The sequence below is a fragment of the Pseudomonas sp. SA233 genome (genome assembly GCF_054792385.1).
In genome coordinates, this window is record NZ_CP096449.1 from 686,053 (window position 1) to 705,512 (window position 19,460).

Here is a 19,460-nt window from a genome sequence, read left to right on the forward strand (position 1 = left end):
ACCATGCCCATCATCGGACACCCCCGCCCCATTCCGGCGCTGGACCACCTGCCCAGGCCGCTCTATGCACGAGCCGAAAGTCTTGGCGCCGGCTCCTGGACCACCCGCCACCAGCACGACTGGGTGCAGTTTTCCTATGCCATCAGCGGCGTCCTCGGGGTGTATACCCAGGAAGGCAGCTACTTCGCCCCGCCCCAGTGGGGCGTGTGGATACCAGCCGATGCCGAACACGAAGTGGTCACCTCGATGCAGGCCGAAATGCGCAGCCTTTACGTGCGCCGGGATGCCTGCCCGTGGGCCCCGGAGCAATGCCGGGTACTGGAAGTGACCCCGTTGGCGCGCGAACTGATCAAGCAGTTCTGCCTGTTCCCGGCAGAATACCCGGAGGTTGATAGCGCCGAGGCGCGGCTGGTGGCGGTGCTGCTCGACCAGTTGCGCATGCTGCCCGAAGTCGGCTTTTCGTTGCCACTGCCACGGCACCCGGGGTTGCTGGCGCTGTGCAATGGTCTGATCGCTGCACCGGACCAGTCGCAGACCTTGCAGCAGTGGGCGCGAGAGTTGGGTTGCTCGGAGAAGACGCTGATGCGGCTGTTCCAGCGGGAGACGGGCTTGAGTTTTCGCAACTGGCGGCAGCGTATGCGGCTGTTGTCGTCGCTGGCGCTGCTGGAGGCCGGGGAGAGTGTGACCGAGGCGGCGTTGGGGTGTGGGTATGACTCCACCTCGGCTTACATTGCGGCATTCAAGCAATTGTTCGGCGCGACGCCGGGAGAATTGAGGCTTTAGTGATTGGTCGCCTGTGCCGGCCACTTCGCGGGCACGCCCGCTCCCACAGGTACTGCACAGCTTGCAAAGCTGCGGTGATCCCTGTGGGAGCGGGTTCACCCGCGAAGAGGCCAGCGCAGGCAACACATCAGGTACGGAACCTGCGCACCAGTGCATCCAGCTCATTGGACAACCCGGCCAGGCTCTCCGAATCCATCCGCGCCGCCTGGGCCAGTTCGGCCACCAGCTGCGCATCGCCGTGAATCTCGCTGATGTGCCGGTTGATGTCTTCGGCCACCTGGTGCTGCTCTTCGGCCGCCGTGGCAATCTGGGTGTTCATGTCGCGGATCACATCCACCGACTCGCGGATCTGCCCGAAGCTGTCACGGGCCAGGCCGATGCGGCTCACCGACTGCTGCGAAACCTCCAGGCTGGCGTGCATCTGTGCGGCCACTTCGGCAGTGCGGCTGGCCAGGTTGCCCAGCAGGCCGTCGATCTCGGCGGTGGAGTCGGCAGTGCGCTTGGCCAGCGCCCGCACTTCGTCGGCAACCACGGCAAAGCCGCGGCCCTGCTCGCCGGCACGGGCCGCTTCGATGGCGGCGTTGAGCGCCAGCAGGTTGGTCTGCTCGGCAATCGAGCGAATGGTGCCGAGAATCGACTGGATGGCGTTGCTGTCACGCTCCAGTTGCTGGATCGACTGCGCCGACTGCTCGATTTCCTGGCTCAGGCGGTCAACGCTATGTACCGCGGCATCGATCTGCTGCTGGCCTTCGCGGGCCTGTTGCTGGCCGCTGTCGGCCGACTGTGCCGCCTGGCTGCATGAACGTGCCACTTCGTTGGCGGTGGCGACCATTTCGTGGAAGGCTGTAGAGACCATGTCCACCGCTTCGCGCTGGCGGCCTGCTGCTTCGGCCATGTCGCTGGAAACGCGGGTCGAGCTGCTGGAGGTGCTGAGGATCTTGCTGGCGGCAGCACCGATGTGCTGGATCAGGCTGCGAATGGCACCGAGGAACTGGTTGAACCAGCTGGCCAGTTGTGCGGTTTCGTCGCGGCCACGGATCTCCAGGTTGCGGGTCAGGTCGCCCTCGCCCTGGGCGATATCTTCCAGGCCGCTGGTGACGCTGTTGATCGGGCGTACGATCAGCTTGGCGAAGGTGGCACCGACCACGGCGAACAGCGCGGCCAGTACCAGGGCCACCACGCCGATCAGCCAGGTCAGGCGGGTGGTGGTCTGCATCACTTCGCTTTGTTCGATCAGGCCGATCAGGGTCCAGCCAAGCTGTTCGTCCGGGTAGATGTTGGCCATGTAGCGCACACCATTCAGCTCCACTTCGGCCAGCCCCTTGCCGTGCTTGGCCAGCTCGGCGTACCCGTCGCCAAAGCTCGCCAGTTGCTTGAAGTTATGCTTGGCGTCACGAGGGTCGACCAATACGTTGCCGTTGTTTTCCACCAGTAGCACGTAGCCGCTTTCGCCCAGCTTGATCTGCTGGACGATCTCGGTAAGGCCTTTGAGCGAGACGTCGACGTTGACCACGCCGCCAGGGTTGCCCAATTGGTTGGCGACGGTGCGCACGGTGCTGACCAGCACGGCGTCGTCGGCAGCCCAGTAGTAGGCGCCGGTACGCAAGGTTTTGCCAGGGTTGGCCATGGCCAATTGGTACCAGGGGCGGGTGCGCGGGTCGTAATTGACGAACTTCTGCCCGGCCGGCCAGCCGACATAGCCACCGTCATTCACCCCATAGGACAGGTACGCATAGCTGGGATGCGTGGTGGCCAGGCGGGTCATGAACTCCAGCAGCTTGCTGGCCTGCTCGCCCAGTTCATAGGACGGGGCTGCGCTCATGTACTTGTTCAGTTCGCTACCCGTGGCGGCGACCATCGGCTGCGCAGCCAGGTACTCGACGTTCTGGTTGATGCCCTGGAAGAAGATGTTCATCGCGTTGCTGACCTGGCGGATTTCCCGGCTGCTGCCATCGAGGAATCCGTCGCGGGCTTCGCCACGCAGGTTGAGGACCACAAGGGTGGCCACTAGGACGATGGGCAAGCCGGCGATGACCGCGAATGCCCAGGTCAGTTTCTGTTTGATGCTCATCGACGCTCCCGGATTTGTTATTTTCGACACACGAGGCAGGTAACAATTGCATCGGCAGCATCCGGGTTTAATGTAGGGAAACGCCCGTATTTATTGGATAAAGTCGCAGTTGGTGACTATTCGGTCGTGTTTGGACGTATATGGCATACCAAAAGCGTTGCGGGTGGCTCAGTGACAGCAGCCACCAGCAGTCCCATTGGCCAGATCCTTGAGGATCGGGCAGTCCGGGCGCTCGTCTCCCTGGCAGTGCGATACCAGTTCGCCAAGGGTGTCGCGCAGGCTCACCAGCTCTTCGATGCGCCGGTTCAGCTCATCGATGTGCTGCATGGCCAGCGCTTTCACATCGGCGCTGGCACGCTGGCGGTCCTGCCACAAGGTCAACAGCTTGCCGACCTCCTCGAGGGAAAAGCCCAGGTCGCGGGAGCGCTTGATGAAGGCCAGGCTGTGCAAGTCTTCCGCCTGGTAAAGGCGGTAGCCGCTGTCACTGCGCGTGGCGGGTTTGAGCAGGCCGATGGACTCGTAGTAACGGATCATCTTGGTGCTGAGCCCGCTGCGGCGGGCGGCCTGGCCTATGTTCATGGGGCCTCCTGGGTGTTGCTGGTGGGTTTCCACGCCTTGAGCCACAGCGCGTTGCTCACCACGCTGACGCTGGACAGGGCCATGGCGGCGCCGGCCAGTACCGGGTTGAGGTAACCCAGCGCGGCCAGCGGGATGCCGATCAGGTTATAGATGAACGCCCAGAACAGGTTCTGGCGGATCTTCGCATAGGTCTTGCGGCTGATCTCCAGGGCGGCCGGTACCAGGCGTGGGTCGCCGCGCATCAGGGTGATGCCGGCGGCCTGCATGGCCACGTCGGTACCGCCCCCCATGGCAATGCCGATATCGGCGGCGGCCAGCGCCGGCGCATCATTGATGCCATCACCGACCATGGCGACCACGCCATCCTGCTTGAGCGCGGCCACGGTCGCGGCCTTGTCGGCCGGCAGCACTTCGGCATGCACGTCGTCGATGCCCAGGGCATCGGCCACCACTTTGGCGCTGCCGCGGTTGTCGCCGGTCAGCAGGTGGCTGCTGATGTGTTGCGCATGCAGGGTATCGATTGCCTGCGCGGCGCCGGGCTTGAGGCTGTCACCAAAGGCGAACAGGCCCAGCACACGCGGCTGCGCGCCGCGTTCGACAAGCCATGACAGGGTGCGCCCTTCGGCTTCCCAGGCCAGGGCCTTGGCGGCCAGGTCGCCGGGTAGCAGGGCGCTTTCATCGAGCAAACGGCGGTTGCCCAAAGCCAACTCGCGGCCTTCCACGCGCCCGGCAATACCACGCCCGGTCAGCGACTGGCTGTCGGTAACGCCAGGCACGTCCAGGCCCTGTTCGGCACAGGCATCCAGTACCGCCTTGGCCAGCGGGTGTTCGCTGCCGCGCTGCAGGGCACCGGCCAGGCGGTGCAGGTCGGCGCTGCTGCCCACCTGCGCCTGGCTGTGGACAACGCGTGGGCTGCCGGAGGTGAGGGTGCCGGTCTTGTCGAACACCACGCGGTTGACCGCATGGGCGCGCTCCAGGGCTTCGGCGTCCTTGATCAGGATGCCATGGCGGGCGGCGACCCCGGTGCCGGCCATGATCGCGGCGGGTGTGGCCAGGCCGAGGGCGCAGGGGCAGGCGATGACCAGTACCGCGACGGCATTGATCAGCGCGGTTTCCAGCGGCGCGCCGGCCAGCCACCAACCGACCAGGGTGATCAGCGCCAGTACCAGCACGGCCGGGACGAATACCTGGCTGACCCGGTCGACCAGCTTCTGGATCGGTGCCTTGGCCGCCTGGGCGTCTTCCACCAGGCGGATGATGCGTGCCAGCACGGTTTCTGTGCCCAGTGCCTGGGTGCGTACCAGCAGCCGGCCTTCGCCGTTGATGGCGCCACCGGTGACGCTGTCGCCGGGCTGCTTGGGCACCGGCAGGCTCTCGCCGCTGATCAAGGCTTCATCGGCATGGCTGCTGCCGTCTTCCACCACGCCATCGACCGGGAAGCGCTCGCCGGGTTTGACCAGTACCAGGTCGCCGAGGCGCAGTTGGGCAATGGCCACGTCTTCTTCCCGGCCATCGACCAGGCGCACGGCCCGTTCCGGGCGCAGGGCCTCGAGGGCACGGATGGCGCTGGCGGTCTGGCGCTTGGCACGGCTTTCCAGGTACTTGCCCAGCAGCACCAGGGCAATCACCACGGCCGAAGCTTCGAAGTACAGGTGAGGGGCCATGCCGGCGGGGGCTTGCGCCCACTGGTACAGGCTCAAGCCGTAGCCGGCGCTGGTACCCAAAGCCACCAGCAGGTCCATGTTGCCGGTACCTGCGCGCACGGCCTTCCAGGCGGCCACGTAGAACCGCGCGCCGAGAATGAACTGCACCGGTGTGGCCAGCAGGAACTGCACCCACGCTGGCAACATCCAGTGCACGCCAAACGGCTGCACCACCATTGGTACCACCAGCGGCAGGGCGAGCAGCAATGCTGCGCCGACCGCCAGGCGTTCGTTACGCAGGCGGCGTTGGGCGGCATGCTGGTCGTCCCTGGCGACTTGCGGCAGGCTGGCGCTATAGCCGGCCTTTTGCACGGCGTCGATCAGCAGGTTGTCGTCGAGGGCCGCGAGCACTTCGAGGTGCGCGCGTTCGCTGGCCAGGTTGACGCTGACCCGTTCAACACCCGGCAGCTTGCCGAGAGCGCGCTCTACGCGGCCGACGCAACTGGCGCAGGTCATGCCGCCAATCTGCAGTTCGACGGTGCGGGTGGGCACGCCGTAGCCGGCTTCGCGTATGGCCTCGACCAGCGCGGGCAGACTGTTGGCCGGGGCCTGGACCCGGGCCTGTTCGGTGGCGAGGTTGACGCTGACCTGTTCAGTGCCGGTGACCTTGCGCAGGGCGCGTTCGACCCGGCCGGCACAACTGGCGCAGGTCATGCCGGAGATCGGCAGGTCGTATGTGGTGGATGCGGGCATGGCTCTCCTCCTTGGACAGGCCTCCAGCATCAACCTTGCCACGCAGGTAAGGTCAATAGCCCAGGCCGGCTCGCTTCAACTCCAGCCCATATTGCCCCATGGCGATGCGGTATTTGTTGATCTGGCCCGCCTGCAGGTTCAATCGCGTGCTGCGTTGGTCCTCGACACCCGGGGCGCAGCCGGGCATTTGCCCGGGCAGCAGGCGCAGGCGCACGTCCACCGGGCCGGGCGGCAGGTTGAACGAGGTGGACTGCTCCTGGAACACGCGCCCGGAGAGCTGGTCGTTGAGGTAGATGCCGATCTCGCAACTGGTGGCCACTTCCAGACGCTCCCGGGAAATGATCAGCACGCTGTAGTCCGAGTTGCCCTCGGCGCTGGCCGGTGGCACTGCAGCCAGCGTGCTCAATAGCCCGACGACGCCCAATGCTGCCCTGAACATGAAGAATCTCCTGCTTGCCTGATCATCAAAGGCGCAGCTTGGCCGACGCGCGCGCGGATTTCCACCCCGGCTGGTGTCGGCAAGTCTTGACCTTGCCCCGATGGCAAGCTTGAGACTTGTGGAAAACCTGAAGGAGGTAACCCCCATGCAAGTGTTCAATGTACAAGGCATGACCTGTGGCCATTGCGTGAAAGCCGTGACCCGGGCAGTGCAGGAGCAGGATGCCGCGGCCAAGGTGGAGGTCGATCTGGCGGCCAGGCAGGTACGGGTGCAGAGCGAGTTGGCTCAGGAGCGGATCCTCACGGCCATTCGCGATGAAGGTTATCAGGTCGAGGCGGCCTGAATACTGACCTGTGGGAGCGGGCGTGCCCGCGAACACCGGCGTAGCCGGTGCCATCCACCGCGCCGCCTGATTCGCGGGCACGCCCGCTCCCACAGGGGGCGCTCCAGGCTCGGTATTGTTGCAAATGTTTTCATGTCGATAGGGCCCACAGCAGGTAGAATCGAGCACTTGCTTAGCCTGCTATGGATTCCTGATGAACCTGCGAATGGTGCTCATCCTGGGCGCACTCAGTGCGTTCGGGCCCTTGGCGATCGACTTCTACCTGCCCGCCTTCCCGGCCATGGCGCAGGCGTTCGCCACCGATGAAAAACACGTCCAGGCCACTTTGGCCGCCTACTTCCTTGGCCTGTCCATCGGGCAACTGGCCTACGGGCCGGTGGCTGACCGCTTTGGCCGACGCAAGCCGCTGATGTTCGGGGTGACCCTGTTCACCCTGGCGTCACTGGCCTGTGCCTATGCCCCCAACCTCGATACCCTGGTGCTCGCGCGGTTTGTCCAGGCGTTGGGCGGTTGCGCCGGGATGGTGCTTTCGCGGGCCATCGTCAGTGACAAGTGCGACCCGGTGGCCTCGGCCAAGGTGTTCTCGCAACTGATGCTGGTCATGGGTCTGGCGCCAATCCTGGCACCGATGCTGGGCGGGGTGCTGGTGAACGTGGCCGGCTGGCAATCGATCTTCCTCGCCCTGAGCCTGTTCAGTGCCGGCTGCCTGTTGGCGGTCAGCCTGGGTCTGCCGGAAAGCCTGCCCGAGCACATACCGCGGCAACCGCTGTCTGGCGCCATGCGCCAGTACTTGCGCCTGTTCGCTGACCGGGTGTTCGTCGGCCATGCCCTGACCGGTGGTATCGCCATCGCCGGCATGTTTGCCTACATCGCCGGTTCGCCTTTCGTGTTCATCAAGCTCTATGGCGTGCCGGCCGAGCATTACGGCTGGTTGTTCGGCACCAATGCCGCCGGCTTCATCCTGGTGGCGCAGGTGAATGCACGCTTGCTGGCCAAGCGTGGGCCGGCATTTCTGTTGGCGCGTGCGGTGTGGCTGTACCTGGCTGCGGGCCTGGTGTTGCTGGCCGTGGCGGCAACGCGGCCAACACAGCTGTGGCCACTGCTGGTACCGCTGTTCGTCTGCATCTCCAGCCTCGGCTGCATCATCCCCAACGCCTCTGCCTGTGCCATGAGCGGGCAGGGAGCGCGGGCCGGCAGTGCCTCGGCGCTGATGGGCTGCCTGCAGTTCAGCGTCGCCGCCGGTGCAGCGGCGCTGGTCGGGCTGCTGCATGATGGCAGTGCGGTGCCGATGGCGCTGGTGATCAGCCTGTGCGGGGCGCTGGTGGTCAGTGTCGCGCTGCTGACCCGACGCTTGCCGGCCAAGGCTCCCGCATAAGCGGGTGAGGTGCCTGCAGACGGGTTTCCAGCGTGGCGACGAAGGCACGCGCCTCGGCCTCGCTGCGGAAACTGACCACGTGTTGGTCGAGCTGGACCTGCCAGGGGCAAGCGGGGTTTCGGCTCGATGCACTGACGACAATTTTCATCGCGGCATACCTCCAAAGGGGGAGAGCGGATGAAGTGTAGCGCTGCACCTTCTGCCCGCCATGACCTGCATCAGTGTCCTGACTGACGGTCGGCAAGAACGTTTTCTACATGTTTTTTCCAGCTTGGGGTGCAATGCCCGCAAGCACGTGGAACCTTCGCTTTGGGTTGCGCTACTTGTGGAAACTGGTTGTCGGCCGCGTCCGAAGTTGCATCCGGTGTTTTTTCCGCCTGTCGTTCCCGGGCTCCTGCCATGTGCGCCGGGCTGCTTGTCCACGCGGTCCGGGCAGCTTTCACGCACTGTTCCGCTGCCTGCCATGGGTAGGCATACCCAGTGGTATTTTGCCTGTGGCACCACTGCGCGGCGCTGCCTTAATGGCGTTTTTTGCGGCTTATACTGGCGAACCAGGCCAGTGCCAGCGAGAGGCGCTTCCCTGCCAGGGGTGGCCATCGCATCCACACAGTGAACTTGCAGGGAGTTACAGGGACATGAACGCAGCCAGCAGTATCAGCCAGATTGCCAGCCTGATGGCCGACCCCAAGCGCAGTGCCATGTTGTGGGCATTGATCGATGGCACGCCGCGGCTGGCCAACGAGCTCGCGGTAATGACAGGCCTGACCTCGTCATCGGCCTGCGCTCATCTTTCGTTGTTGTCGTCGGCCGGTTTGCTCCGACACGAAGCGCGGGGGCGCAAGCGCTACTTCCGGCTGGCCACCCCGCAAGTCGGGGCAGCGGTGGAGGCCCTGGCCAGTGTCCAGTTGGAGAGTGCCAGGGGGGAGCGGGCCAAGGCACCGGTATCACCGCTACCCATGTCGATACGCAGGGCGCGTCGCTGTGGCGATCACTTGGGGGGGGAACTGGCCGGTGAGCTGTATCACCGTCTGGTGGTGGCCGGCTGGCTGGAGGGTAGTGGTCGGCAGTTGATGGTAAGCGAAGAGGGGCGGACGCAGTTGGCTTTGGTCGGGGTCTACATCGATGCCTTGGCGCCGCACCAGCAACGTGGCTGCGTGATCTGCCGCTGCACCGAGTGGAACGACCAGGGGCCGCACCTGGGCGGCGTGCTGGGGCAGGCCTTGTTCCGGCTGTTCCTGCAATCTGGCTGGATGCGCGAGGCCGAGGACTCGCGGGCATTGCATATTTCTGCGTTGGGTATCCAGCAGATCAATCGCATTGCCCGCGTGCCGACGTTGCAGGTAGGTTGACGGCGCCACAGATATGTCGCCGTCAGGTCATTCAGGCCAGCCGGGCATCCAGGCTGTTCTGGGCCAGTCGACGGGCCTGGTCTTCGGTCATGCCCAGATGGGTGTACAGGGCGTGGAAGTTTTCGGTGACATAGCCGCCGAAGTAGGCCGGGTCGTCAGAGTTGACCGTGACCTTCACGCCGCGCTCGAGCATCTCGAGGATGTTGTGTTGGCTCATGTGGTCGAACACGCACAGTTTGGTGTTCGACAGCGGGCACACCGTGAGCGGGATCTGCTCGTCGATGATGCGCTGCATCAGGCGCTCGTCCTCGATGGCGCGCACACCGTGGTCGATACGCTTGACCTTCAGCAGGTCCAGGGCTTCCCAGATGTACTCGGGCGGGCCTTCCTCGCCGGCATGGGCAACGGCGACCAGGCCTTCGCTGCGGGCGCGGTCGAACACTCGCTGGAACTTGCTCGGTGGGTGCCCCATTTCCGAGCTGTCCAGGCCAACGGCGATGAACGCATCGCGGAATGGCAGGGCCTGGTCGAGGGTTTTCTGTGCTTCATCTTCGCTGAGGTGGCGCAGGAAGCTGAGGATCAGGCCACTGCTGATGCCCAGTTGTTCGCGACCGTCCTTCAACGCCTGGTTGATGCCGTTGAGCACCACCTCGAAGGGGAGGCCGCGATCGGTATGGGTCTGTGGGTCGAAGAACGGTTCGGTGTGGATCACGTTCTGCGCCTTGCAGCGTTGCAGGTAGGCCCAGGTCAGGTCGTAGAAGTCCTGCTCGGTGCGCAGCACGTCGGCGCCCTGGTAATACAGGTCCAGGAACTCCTGCAGGTTGTTGAAGGCATAGGCACCGCGCAAGGTCTCCACATCGGCCCAGGGCAGGGCGATCTTGTTGCGCTCGGCCAGGGCGAACAGCAGCTCGGGCTCCAGCGAGCCTTCCAGGTGCAGGTGCAGTTCGGCCTTGGGCAGGGCGTTCAACCAGTCATACATGGTGGGTCATCTCGATCAGGTACGGTTGCCGCCATTCTACAGAGCCTGGCCGGGCATTGCGCACGGCCAGGCTGCGACCTGGTGAATCACCAGACCAAGGGTTCGCCCTTGTAGTTGATGAAGCGCAGGCCGCCGTTGCCGCTTTGCGCCTTGATCTGTTCAAGCATGCCGCGGGTGCTGGTCAGCACGTCGATCTCGGCGTTTTCACCGCCCATGTCGGTTTTCACCCAGCCCGGGTGCATGGCCAGTACGCAAAGGTCGGGGCGTTGTTGCTCGACGACGAAGCTGTTGATCATCGAGTTCAGGGCCGCCTTGCTGGCCTTGTACAGGCAGATTTCGCCGCCGTCGGGGATGGTCACGCTGCCCAGGATCGAGCTCATGAAGGCGAGCACGCCGCTGCCTTCGCGTACCTGGCCGACCAGGCGGCGGGCCACGCGGATTGGCGCCACGGCGTTGGTCATGAACAGGTCGCCGATGTCCTTGTTCTGCACCGTCTCCAGGTCTTGCGGCAGAGGCCCCATGACCCCGGCGTTGATGAACACCAGGTCGAAGACTTGGTCTTGCAGGCGTTGCTTGAGGCCATCGAGCTGGGCCGTGTCGTTCATTTCCAGCTGTTCGATGCGCACGCCGGGCACGTCCGCCAGGGCGCCGGGCTGCTGCGGGTTGCGCACGGTGGCGGTGATGGTCCAGCCGTCTTCCTGCAGGCGTTGCACCAGGCCCAGGCCCAGCCCGCGCGAGGCGCCGATGATGAGTGCGGTTTTTGCGTTAGCCATTTGGATGCGCTCCGTGATCGGTTCGAAGAAGGATATTGAGGATAATGCACTGTGGTGCCGAGCGCCTCGTTGTGGGCTGTACGAAAAATCACCAGTTGCGTCAGGCCCTTGTGGGGCGTGGCCTTCGGCTTGTTGGCGCACGGGTTATCCACAAGCTGGTCCACAGTTATTGTGTGCAAGCGCAGATGGCTGTGCAGGGCTACGCAGGCTGTGGACCTGGGGATAACGTCAGGAGCATCAACGGTTTGCGGCTGTCATCAAATGGTGATCAAAATATGATCAAGCCTCTGTAGCCCTTGATTAATGCTGCCTGCAAGCGAATGCCCCAAGCTTATCCACAGGCCGGCCCACAGTTGTTGTGGGCAATGTTCAGCGTGCTTCGAGCAGAATGCGCCCGCGGCTCAAGTCGGCCAACTGCTGCTGCAGTGGCGCCAGGTGGGCGTCACCGAGTGCAATCAACAGGTCCACGCCATTGGCGGTGAACTGCTCATCCAGGACCAGGCCGTCAACCTCCGCCAGGCGCAGCTTCACCAGCGCCAGTTCGCTGAAACTGCAACTGCAGGTGAATTCGCTGCGCTGCACCAGCAGCCGCTTGGGTGCCTGTTGCAGGCACTTGTTGGCACCGCCGCCATAGGCCCTGGCCAGGCCGCCGGTGCCCAGCTGGATACCGCCGTACCAGCGGATCACCAGCACTACCACCTGGTCGCAGTCCTGCGCTTCGATGGCCGCGAGGATTGGCCGCCCCGCGGTACCGCCAGGTTCGCCGTCATCGCTGCTGCGGTACTGGGCGCCAAGCTTCCAGGCCCAGCAGTTGTGGGTGGCGGCCAGGTCGCTGTGGCGTTCGATGAAACTCATCGCGTCGGCGGCACTGCTGATCGGCCCGGCCAGGGTGATGAAGCGGCTTTTGCGGATTTCCTCGCGATACTCGCAGAGGTCGAGCAAGGTAGAAGGCATAAATGACGATCAGGCAGCCGGCTTTATGCCGCAGCCCTTCAAAATGATGTGGATAAGATTGTTGCTCGCGTCTTCCATGTCCTGCTTGGTCAGGCGGCTGCGGCCGGTCACCTGGCAGATCTGGGTGGCGAAGTCGGCGTAGTGCTGGGTGCTGCCCCACAGCAAGAAGATCAGGTGCACCGGGTCGACCGGGTCCATCTTTCCGGCTTCGATCCAGGCCTGGAACACCGCGGCCCGTCCGCGGAACCATTCGCGGTAGTCGGCACTGAAGTATTCGCTCAGGCAGGTGCCGCCGCTGATCACTTCCATGGCGAAAATCCGCGAGGCTTGCGGGTTGCGCCGGGAGAACTCCATCTTGGTGCGGATGTACTGGCTCAGGGCTTCGCCCGGGTCGTCGTCGACGCTCAAGGCGTTGAAGGTGCTGTCCCACAACTCGATGATGTTGCTGAGTACGGCAATGTACAGGCCCAGCTTGTTGGTGAAGTAGTAATGCAGATTGGCCTTGGGCAACCCCGCCTTGAGGGCGATGGTGTTCATGCTGGTGCCCTTGAAACCATGGCGGGCAAACTCGTCTTCGGCGGCCTGGATAATGGCCTGTTCGTTCTTCTGGCGGATGCGGCCCGCGGGCTTGCCCGAGGCGGAGAGGCGATGCGCAGGGACTTCTAGGGTCATGGACGATTCCGTACGGGTCAGTGGCTGCGGCTGTCGGACAAGATTACCTGCCTGTGCCGAAGTGACAAGCGTTTGCGGCACAGACTGGCATCAGCGTGTCGCAGCCAGGCTTTCGAGGAAGCTTTCCAGTACCAGGTTCGGCCGCCGGCCCTTGCGCGTTACCCAGCTGAGACTCAGGTCATAGAAGCGTTCCCGGGGCTTGAGGGCACGCAAGCGGCCTTGCTGCACCCAGAACGTGGCGTAGTGGTCTGGCAGGTAGCCGATGTAGCGCCCGGTAAGGATGAGAAACGCCATGCCTTCGCGGTCCGAAGCACTGGCCGTGCAATTCAGTGCCTGGTAATGCGCCTGGATTTCGGCCGGCAGGCGGAAGGTGGGGGTGATGGCTTCCTGGCTGTTGAGGCGGTCGTCGTCGATCTGCTGGTCATCGGCATAGAACAGCGGGTGGCCGACTGCGCAGTACAGCAGCGAGCGCTCACTGTACAGCGGCTGGTACTCGAGGCCCGACAGCGGGCTGGTCTGCGGCACCACGCCGACATGCAGGCTACCATCAAGCACGCCGTGCTCGACCTGGCTGGGTGCGATCATGCGGATCTGGATGCGCACATCGGGGCCGCGGTCCTTGAGCTCGGCCAGGGCATGGGTAATGCGCATGTGTGGCAGGGTCACCAGGTTGTCGGTCAGGCCAATGTTCAGCTCGCCACGCAAATGCTGGTGCAGGCCGTTGACCTCGGTGCGAAAGCTTTCCAGAGCGCTGAGCAGTTGCAGCGCCGAGTGGTAGACCTCGCGGCCTTCCTCGGTCAGCGAGAACCCGGCGCGTCCGCGCTGGCACAGGCGAAGGCCAAGGCGTTGCTCAAGGTCGTTCATTTGCTGGCTGATGGCCGAACGGCCAATGCCCAGCACGTTTTCGGCGGCCGAGAAGCCGCCGCACTCGACGACACTGCGGTAGATCTTCAGCAGGCGGATGTCAAAATCGCTGACTTGGGCGAGTGGATCGGGGCGTCGGCTCATTAGTTTAGTCAGGGCCTGTCTGAAGATTAGAAATGTTGGCTTTTCCAGACTTTATCGCCGTGCCAATTTAGCTGCAACAACATCCATCGTTGCCTAATCGTCTTCCGAGGAACCGCCGATGAACATGCCCGAAACCGCCCCCGCCGGTATCGCCAGCCAGCTCAAGCTGGATGCGCACTGGATGCCCTACACCGCCAACCGCAACTTCCAGCGCGACCCACGCCTGATCGTGGCGGCCGAAGGCAGCTACCTGTTCGACGACCAGGGGCGCAAGATCTTCGATGCCCTGTCCGGTTTGTGGACCTGCGGCGCCGGGCACACCCGCAAGGAAATCACCGAAGCGGTGGCTCGCCAGATCGGCACACTGGACTACTCCCCGGCCTTCCAGTTCGGCCACCCGCTGTCGTTCCAGCTGGCCGAGAAGATCACCGAACTTACCCCGGGCGACCTGAACCATGTGTTCTATACCAACTCCGGTTCCGAGTGTGCCGACACCGCGCTGAAGATGGTGCGTGCCTACTGGCGCCTGAAAGGCCAGGCGACCAAGACCAAGATAATCGGCCGTGCTCGCGGCTACCACGGCGTGAACATCGCCGGCACCAGCCTCGGTGGCGTCAACGGTAACCGCAAGCTGTTCGGTCAGCTGCTGGACGTCGACCACCTGCCTCACACCGTGCTGCCGGTCAACGCCTTTTCCAAAGGCATGCCGGAAGAGGGTGGTATCGCCCTCGCTGACGAGATGCTCAAGCTGATCGAGCTGCACGACGCCTCCAACATCGCTGCCGTGATCGTCGAGCCGCTGGCGGGTTCGGCTGGTGTTCTGCCGCCGCCGAAGGGTTACCTGAAGCGCCTGCGTGAAATCTGCACCCAGCACAACATCTTGCTGATCTTCGACGAAGTGATTACCGGCTTCGGCCGCATGGGCGCGATGACTGGCTCCGAAGCCTTCGGCGTGACCCCGGACCTTATGTGCATCGCCAAGCAGGTGACCAACGGCGCCATCCCGATGGGCGCGGTTATCGCCAGCAGCGAGATCTACCAGACCTTCATGAACCAGCCGACCCCCGAGTACGCCGTGGAATTCCCGCACGGCTACACCTACTCGGCCCACCCGGTAGCCTGCGCCGCCGGTATCGCCGCGCTGGACTTGCTGCAGAAGGAAAACCTGGTGCAGGCCGCCGCCGAGCTGGCGCCGCACTTCGAGAAGCTGCTGCATGGCGTGAAGGGCACCAAGAACATCGTCGATATCCGCAACTACGGCCTGGCCGGCGCGATCCAGATCGCTGCCCGCGACGGTGATGCCATCGTGCGTCCGTACGAGGCGGCGATGAAACTGTGGAAGAAAGGCTTCTATGTACGCTTCGGTGGCGACACCCTGCAGTTCGGCCCAACCTTCAACACCACGCCGCAGGAGCTGGACCGCCTGTTCGACGCAGTGGGCGAAACCCTGAACCTGATCGACTGATCTTTCCGATTCTGATGCCTGGCGCGTGAACGCATCGCGCGCCTGCCTCAACCTTCTTTATCTGGAGTTTTGCATGAGCATTGTTCAGCACCTGATCCATGGCGAACTGGTTACCAAGGGTGAGCGCACCGCCGATGTCTTCAACCCGTCCACCGGCCAGGCCGTGCGCAAGGTCGAGTTGGCCAGCCGCGCGACCGTGCAGGAAGCGATCGACTCGGCCAAGGCTGCCTTCCCGGCCTGGCGCAACACCCCACCGGCCAAGCGCGCCCAGGTGATGTTCCGCTTCAAGCAACTGCTGGAGCAGAACGAAGCACGAATCTCGCAGATGATCAGCGAAGAGCACGGCAAGACTCTGGAAGATGCTGCCGGCGAACTGAAGCGTGGCATCGAGAACGTCGAATTCGCCTGCGCCGCGCCGGAAGTGCTCAAAGGCGAGTACAGCCGCAACGTCGGCCCGAACATCGATGCCTGGTCCGACTTCCAGCCGCTGGGCGTGGTTGCCGGTATCACCCCGTTCAACTTCCCGGCCATGGTGCCGCTGTGGATGTACCCACTGGCCATCGCCTGCGGTAACGCCTTCATCCTCAAGCCTTCCGAGCGCGACCCGAGCTCGACTCTGTTCATCGCCCAGCTGCTGCTGGAAGCCGGCCTTCCGAAGGGTATCCTCAACGTGGTGCATGGCGACAAGGAAGCGGTGGATGCGCTGATCGAAGCGCCGGAAGTGAAGGCCCTGAGCTTCGTCGGTTCGACTCCGATCGCCGAGTACATCTACGCTGAAGGCACCAAGCGCGGCAAGCGTGTGCAGGCCCTGGGTGGTGCGAAGAACCACGCGGTGCTGATGCCGGATGCCGACCTGGACAATGCCGTGAGTGCACTGATGGGGGCTGCCTATGGTTCGTGCGGCGAGCGTTGCATGGCCATTTCGGTGGCGGTGTGCGTGGGTGACCAGGTGGCAGACGCCCTGATTGCCAAGCTGGAACCGCAGATCAAGGCCCTGAAGATTGGTGCCGGCACCTCCTGCGGCCTGGACATGGGCCCGCTGGTGACGGCTGCAGCCCGTGACAAGGTAGTGGGCTATATCGACGAAGGTGTTGCTGCTGGCGCCAAGCTGGTGGTGGATGGTCGTGGTTTCCGCGTGGCCGGTAATGAGGATGGCTATTTCGTCGGTGGCACCCTGTTCGACAAGGTGACCCCAGAGATGCGCATCTATAAGGAAGAGATCTTCGGCCCGGTGCTGTGCGTAGTGCGTGTGAACAGCCTGGAGCAGGCCATGCAACTGATCAACGATCACGAGTACGGCAACGGCACCTGCATCTTCACCCGTGACGGTGAAGCGGCGCGCCTGTTCTGTGACGAGATCGAAGTGGGCATGGTCGGTGTGAACGTACCGCTGCCGGTGCCGGTGGCCTACCACAGCTTTGGTGGCTGGAAGCGCTCGCTGTTCGGTGACCTGCATGCCTATGGTCCGGACGGTGTGCGCTTCTATACCCGTCGCAAGGCGATTACCCAGCGCTGGCCGCAGCGGGCCAGCCATGAGGCTTCGCAGTTTGCGTTCCCTAGTTTGTAAGGGATGACGCAGAAGCGGGGAGGCCGACAGGCCTCCCCGCTTTGTTTTTGGGGTTTGGTGTTTTGGCTTTTGGTTGTCATGTGCGTCAGGGCGGCTATGGGCCTGTCTTGAGATGGTATTGGCTTTGAAATATGCCTGCCTTAGGTTCTCTGGCGCTTACAAGATCGAGCGCCGCCCGCGCGGCGCTTCGCAGCACAAGGCTGCTCCTACATCTGTTTCTGGCCAGTCTCTCCTGTGCCTGGCGCGCGCGACCGCCTTGTCTGTTCCATTCAATATCGAAGGTTGCGCCTGCTGCTCTTCATCAATCTCCAGCCATGCACCCAGGGTGCGCGCGCCAATGGCGCAGGAATAACTGGCCCGAAACAGATGTAGGAGCAGCCTTGTGCTGCGAAGCGCCGCGCGGGCGGCGCTCGATCTAATAGGCGCAGAAGGTGTTGTGGCGAGCACCTAGTAGCCTTGATAAGGTCTTCGCCTGGAACATTTCAAATAAATGAAATTAAAGGTTGACGCCCTCTCGAATCCCCTTATAATGCGCCCCACTTCCAGCGACGCCGGAACGACAAACTCCTTGATTTTCAAAGAGTTAGATAGTTGAGGCGAAGTTGAAAGGGCTACGATCAAATGATCGCCGGCGGTTGAGATGATGGTTGACAGCGCTTCTAAACGCTGTATGATTCGCCTCCCGCTACGAGAGATCGCAGCGAGTCAAGTGTTTGAAGCTAAACGAGTTTCTCGCAAAAACTTCAAAATAAACGCTTGACAGCAAATGAGGAAAGCGTAGAATGCGCGCCTCGGTTGAGACGAAACGCTCTTAACCAAACGCTCTTTAACAAATCGAATCAAGCAATTCGTGTGGGTGCTTGTGAGTACGGACTGATAGTCACAAAGATTATCAGCATCACAAGTGGCCATGCGAGAAATCACATAGTCATTTGAGATTGCTGAGCCAAGTTTAGGGTTTCTTAAAAACCCAAGCAGTATTGAACTGAAGAGTTTGATCATGGCTCAGATTGAACGCTGGCGGCAGGCCTAACACATGCAAGTCGAGCGGATGACGGGAGCTTGCTCCTTGATTCAGCGGCGGACGGGTGAGTAATGCCTAGGAATCTGCCTGGTAGTGGGGGACAACGTTTCGAAAGGAACGCTAATACCGCATACGTCCTACGGGAGAAAGCAGGGGACCTTCGGGCCTTGCGCTATCAGATGAGCCTAGGTCGGATTAGCTAGTTGGTGAGGTAATGGCTCACCAAGGCGACGATCCGTAACTGGTCTGAGAGGATGATCAGTCACACTGGAACTGAGACACGGTCCAGACTCCTACGGGAGGCAGCAGTGGGGAATATTGGACAATGGGCGAAAGCCTGATCCAGCCATGCCGCGTGTGTGAAGAAGGTCTTCGGATTGTAAAGCACTTTAAGTTGGGAGGAAGGGCAGTAAGTTAATACCTTGCTGTTTTGACGTTACCGACAGAATAAGCACCGGCTAACTCTGTGCCAGCAGCCGCGGTAATACAGAGGGTGCAAGCGTTAATCGGAATTACTGGGCGTAAAGCGCGCGTAGGTGGTTCGTTAAGTTGGATGTGAAAGCCCCGGGCTCAACCTGGGAACTGCATCCAAAACTGGCGAGCTAGAGTACGGTAGAGGGTGGTGGAATTTCCTGTGTAGCGGTGAAATGCGTAGATATAGGAAGGAACACCAGTGGCGAAGGCGACCACCTGGACTGATACTGACACTGAGGTGCGAAAGCGTGGGGAGCAAACAGGATTAGATACCCTGGTAGTCCACGCCGTAAACGATGTCAACTAGCCGTTGGAATCCTTGAGATTTTAGTGGCGCAGCTAACGCATTAAGTTGACCGCCTGGGGAGTACGGCCGCAAGGTTAAAACTCAAATGAATTGACGGGGGCCCGCACAAGCGGTGGAGCATGTGGTTTAATTCGAAGCAACGCGAAGAACCTTACCAGGCCTTGACATGCAGAGAACTTTCCAGAGATGGATTGGTGCCTTCGGGAACTCTGACACAGGTGCTGCATGGCTGTCGTCAGCTCGTGTCGTGAGATGTTGGGTTAAGTCCCGTAACGAGCGCAACCCTTGTCCTTAGTTACCAGCACGTTATGGTGGGCACTCTAAGGAGACTGCCGGTGACAAACCGGAGGAAGGTGGGGATGACGTCAAGTCATCATGGCCCTTACGGCCTGGGCTACACACGTGCTACAATGGTCGGTACAGAGGGTTGCCAAGCCGCGAGGTGGAGCTAATCTCACAAAACCGATCGTAGTCCGGATCGCAGTCTGCAACTCGACTGCGTGAAGTCGGAATCGCTAGTAATCGCGAATCAGAATGTCGCGGTGAATACGTTCCCGGGCCTTGTACACACCGCCCGTCACACCATGGGAGTGGGTTGCACCAGAAGTAGCTAGTCTAACCTTCGGGAGGACGGTTACCACGGTGTGATTCATGACTGGGGTGAAGTCGTAACAAGGTAGCCGTAGGGGAACCTGCGGCTGGATCACCTCCTTAATCGACGACATCAGCCTGCTGATGAGCTCCCACACGAATTGCTTGATTCATGGTTGAAGACGATCAAGATCCTGTATGGGTCTTGTGTTGTTTCTGGTCAGAACTTGGAAATGAGCATTCGCATCGAATGTTGATTTCTGACTTTTGTCAGATCGTTCTTTAAAAATTCGGATATGTGATAGATATAG

At 62.2% G+C, this 19,460-nt stretch carries 16 protein-coding genes, 1 rRNA gene and 1 pseudogene; 7 read left to right on the forward strand and 11 right to left on the reverse strand.

All coding sequences use genetic code 11. The annotated features are described in order from the left end of the window. The first annotated feature begins 3 nt into the window (after positions 1-3). The gene (locus M1D87_RS03160) at positions 4-783 is read left to right on the forward strand and encodes an AraC family transcriptional regulator (protein ID WP_013970732.1); all 780 of its coding nucleotides are present in this window, start codon (positions 4-6) and stop codon (positions 781-783) included. A gap of 127 nt (positions 784-910) precedes the next feature. Here the strand turns inward: M1D87_RS03160 and M1D87_RS03165 are convergent, their stop codons facing one another. The 5 genes and pseudogenes from M1D87_RS03165 to M1D87_RS03185 all read right to left on the reverse strand — a co-directional run bounded on the left by M1D87_RS03165 (position 911) and on the right by M1D87_RS03185 (position 6,268). Then, positions 911-1,678 carry a methyl-accepting chemotaxis protein gene (locus M1D87_RS03165; protein ID WP_416150990.1) on the reverse strand — a complete coding sequence of 256 codons (768 nt, stop codon included), beginning with the start codon at positions 1,676-1,678 and terminating at the stop codon, positions 911-913. Positions 1,679-1,816: 138 nt separating this feature from the next. Next, a pseudogene (locus tag M1D87_RS03170) lies at positions 1,817-2,854 on the reverse strand (cache domain-containing protein); the annotation flags it as partial. 168 nt (positions 2,855-3,022) lie between these two features. After that, a complete protein-coding gene (gene cueR, locus M1D87_RS03175) occupies positions 3,023-3,433 on the reverse strand; it encodes a Cu(I)-responsive transcriptional regulator (RefSeq protein WP_023663456.1) in 411 nt (136 codons plus the stop codon). Then, positions 3,430-5,829 carry a heavy metal translocating P-type ATPase gene (locus M1D87_RS03180; protein WP_061552084.1) on the reverse strand — a complete coding sequence of 800 codons (2,400 nt, stop codon included), beginning with the start codon at positions 5,827-5,829 and terminating at the stop codon, positions 3,430-3,432. The genes cueR and M1D87_RS03180 overlap by 4 nt, the downstream gene beginning before the upstream one ends. 52 nt (positions 5,830-5,881) lie before the next feature. After that, positions 5,882-6,268: a hypothetical protein gene (locus M1D87_RS03185; protein ID WP_061303955.1), complete on the reverse strand. Its 387-nt coding sequence runs from the start codon at positions 6,266-6,268 to the stop codon at positions 5,882-5,884. 145 nt (positions 6,269-6,413) lie between these two features. Here M1D87_RS03185 and M1D87_RS03190 point away from each other — a divergent pair, with 145 nt between their 5' ends. Together M1D87_RS03190 and M1D87_RS03195 are read left to right on the forward strand one after the other, a co-directional pair. After that, positions 6,414-6,611 (forward strand): heavy-metal-associated domain-containing protein, encoded by a 198-nt coding sequence (locus M1D87_RS03190; protein ID WP_003257072.1) that lies wholly within the window; start codon positions 6,414-6,416, stop codon positions 6,609-6,611. 193 nt (positions 6,612-6,804) lie between these two features. After that, positions 6,805-7,986, forward strand: a complete 1,182-nt coding sequence (locus M1D87_RS03195; protein WP_123085630.1) for a multidrug effflux MFS transporter — start codon at positions 6,805-6,807, stop codon at positions 7,984-7,986. On the opposite strand, the gene M1D87_RS03200 is transcribed toward M1D87_RS03195, so the two are convergent. Next, the gene (locus M1D87_RS03200; RefSeq protein WP_075044510.1) at positions 7,937-8,134 is read right to left on the reverse strand and encodes a hypothetical protein; all 198 of its coding nucleotides are present in this window, start codon (positions 8,132-8,134) and stop codon (positions 7,937-7,939) included. The two genes, M1D87_RS03195 and M1D87_RS03200, sit on opposite strands and share 50 nt — an antisense overlap. A 487-nt stretch (positions 8,135-8,621) precedes the next feature. Here M1D87_RS03200 and M1D87_RS03205 point away from each other — a divergent pair, with 487 nt between their 5' ends. Then, on the forward strand, positions 8,622-9,335 hold the full coding sequence (locus M1D87_RS03205) for an ArsR/SmtB family transcription factor (protein WP_013970739.1): 714 nt from the start codon (positions 8,622-8,624) through the stop codon (positions 9,333-9,335). A gap of 31 nt (positions 9,336-9,366) precedes the next feature. On the opposite strand, the gene M1D87_RS03210 is transcribed toward M1D87_RS03205, so the two are convergent. The 5 genes from M1D87_RS03210 to M1D87_RS03230 form a co-directional block, all read right to left on the reverse strand. Beyond that, positions 9,367-10,314 (reverse strand): adenosine deaminase, encoded by a 948-nt coding sequence (locus M1D87_RS03210; RefSeq protein WP_123085629.1) that lies wholly within the window; start codon positions 10,312-10,314, stop codon positions 9,367-9,369. A gap of 86 nt (positions 10,315-10,400) precedes the next feature. Further along, complete coding sequence (locus tag M1D87_RS03215) at positions 10,401-11,087, reverse strand: SDR family oxidoreductase (RefSeq protein WP_013970741.1); 687 nt, start codon at positions 11,085-11,087, stop codon at positions 10,401-10,403. A 369-nt stretch (positions 11,088-11,456) separates the two neighbouring features. Further along, on the reverse strand, positions 11,457-12,041 hold the full coding sequence (locus M1D87_RS03220; RefSeq protein WP_016484768.1) for an IMPACT family protein: 585 nt from the start codon (positions 12,039-12,041) through the stop codon (positions 11,457-11,459). A gap of 9 nt (positions 12,042-12,050) precedes the next feature. Then, a complete protein-coding gene (locus tag M1D87_RS03225; protein WP_003257076.1) occupies positions 12,051-12,713 on the reverse strand; it encodes a TetR/AcrR family transcriptional regulator in 663 nt (220 codons plus the stop codon). 90 nt (positions 12,714-12,803) lie between these two features. Next, a complete protein-coding gene (locus M1D87_RS03230; protein WP_013970743.1) occupies positions 12,804-13,721 on the reverse strand; it encodes a LysR family transcriptional regulator in 918 nt (305 codons plus the stop codon). 118 nt (positions 13,722-13,839) lie between these two features. On the opposite strand from M1D87_RS03230, the gene aptA reads away from it, so the two are divergent. From aptA to M1D87_RS03245, 3 genes are all read left to right on the forward strand, one after another. Further along, on the forward strand, positions 13,840-15,186 hold the full coding sequence (gene aptA / locus M1D87_RS03235; protein WP_013970744.1) for an omega-aminotransferase AptA: 1,347 nt from the start codon (positions 13,840-13,842) through the stop codon (positions 15,184-15,186). A gap of 73 nt (positions 15,187-15,259) precedes the next feature. Beyond that, positions 15,260-16,753, forward strand: a complete 1,494-nt coding sequence (locus M1D87_RS03240) for a CoA-acylating methylmalonate-semialdehyde dehydrogenase (protein ID WP_039614667.1) — start codon at positions 15,260-15,262, stop codon at positions 16,751-16,753. 982 nt (positions 16,754-17,735) lie between these two features. Then, positions 17,736-19,272: ribosomal RNA gene (locus tag M1D87_RS03245) — 16S ribosomal RNA — on the forward strand. The last annotated feature ends 188 nt before the right edge of the window (positions 19,273-19,460 follow it).